Source organism: Borreliella yangtzensis (assembly GCF_014201775.1).
Taxonomy (GTDB): Bacteria; Spirochaetota; Spirochaetia; order Borreliales; family Borreliaceae; genus Borreliella; species Borreliella yangtzensis.
Map to the genome: position 1 here is coordinate 1 of NZ_JACHFG010000065.1, position 1,514 is coordinate 1,514.

General features: G+C 28.1%; 2 protein-coding genes. Both read right to left on the reverse strand.

Annotation, left to right across the window (positions count from 1 at the left end; genetic code table 11):
- A partial coding sequence (locus HNP68_RS06790; RefSeq protein ID WP_183221708.1) for an anti-CBASS protein Acb1 family protein occupies positions 1-614 on the reverse strand: 614 nt, incomplete at its 3' end.
- Between the two features lie 78 nt (positions 615-692).
- Positions 693-1,514 (reverse strand): PBSX family phage terminase large subunit (locus HNP68_RS06795; protein ID WP_183221710.1); only part of this gene is annotated, 822 nt, incomplete at its 5' end.

Genomic DNA, 1,514 nt, shown 5'->3' on the forward strand with positions numbered 1-1,514 from the left:
GAGAGTGCATCTTGTAGTTGCACCAAAGATTCATCTTTATAAAATAAGAAATTGTGGTTATCAATGCGTTTTTCTATTTCAACATATATCTTTTCAAACAAATAAATATCTAACAAAAAACTTTCCGTATAACACGGAACATATCTTTTTAAGATATAATCGAAATTTTCATATATTATGAGTCGACTTTTATGTATTTTAACTGCATCCAAAGAATTGCCAGTATTATTAGCTTTTACTTTATAAGTTATATAATCAAAATTAATTCCTAAATCTCTTACAGATTCATGATCAAGGTATTCAAATCCAATAGGTAACTCTATATTAACCGGTTCTTCAAGGTCTAGTAGTGTATCTTTAGTTTTTACTAAAACATATCCAATTCCATGAAAACGGTAGCTTATAATACAATTAAATAGCGCATTTTTAAGCTGTACCTTTAATCTAGAAAGTTCTGTCTCACTAACATTGTGACCAGTACTCTCAAGAACAAGTCCGTTCTTGAGGCAGTCTTCTGCTACATTTTCTATATAATTTCTAAAAAATATTGAGTATCTATATAGTTCTTGTGAACTTATTTTATCTACTAGTTTTGTTTTTCTTAAATTACACACTTTTTTATTTCTTATTCTTAATTTTCTTAATTAAATTATATGTATAATAGCAAAAACTAATATTTTTGTCAATTAAATTTACAAAAATTTTTGATTGCCAAAATGGACACTTCTCTCTTTATATCCTAAAGATAGGATTAAATATGTAGCAGCTATTGCGTCCAATGCATCATCATGGGTTTTGTTATCACCTTTATAAGAGTAAATATCATTAAATACAGAAGAACTGCTGTATTTTGCAATGTAAAGTTTCTTGTAAGTAAACGGTGTGATTAATGATGTTATTCTACTAAACTTATTGGACTTTGGTTTAACCGGAACAATTCTAAAATAATGGCTCATATTGTTTCTAAGAGTCATATATTCACGGGTCAATGCACCTGAACCTTTAGTATTATCTCTATCTTCTAAGTAGAGTGTATTTACATTGAAATTTTCTAATACAGTCTTTACCATATTCATAATATAAGGGTCATTTGCTGGTCGTTGTTCTTGAAATACAAAAGCATAATACTTATCATCAACTCTTTCCATAACACATAAAGCAGTATTATCACCACCAACACTAAAAGCTGGGTCTAAATATGCTATAGGGCTGCTAAATACATAATCTTGAGTAACATTAATTTGTGTAAAAATTGAATCTGTGCTTGCTATCCATTCTCCTAGCAAAACTCTTGCCTTATATGTTGGTATATCTTTATAAAGTTTCTCTTGAGTTTCAATAAATCCTTTACTAAGAAGTACATTATCATAAGTTGTAAAATTATATGTTTTAAAAGTTGCTGTATTATCAATATAATCGGTTTTAAAATAATGTTCTGGATGATCAGGATTAGTATCAAAAATAATAGTTTCTTGTCCACATCTAAGTCTTTTTAGAACTTCTTCTAAAGTTTG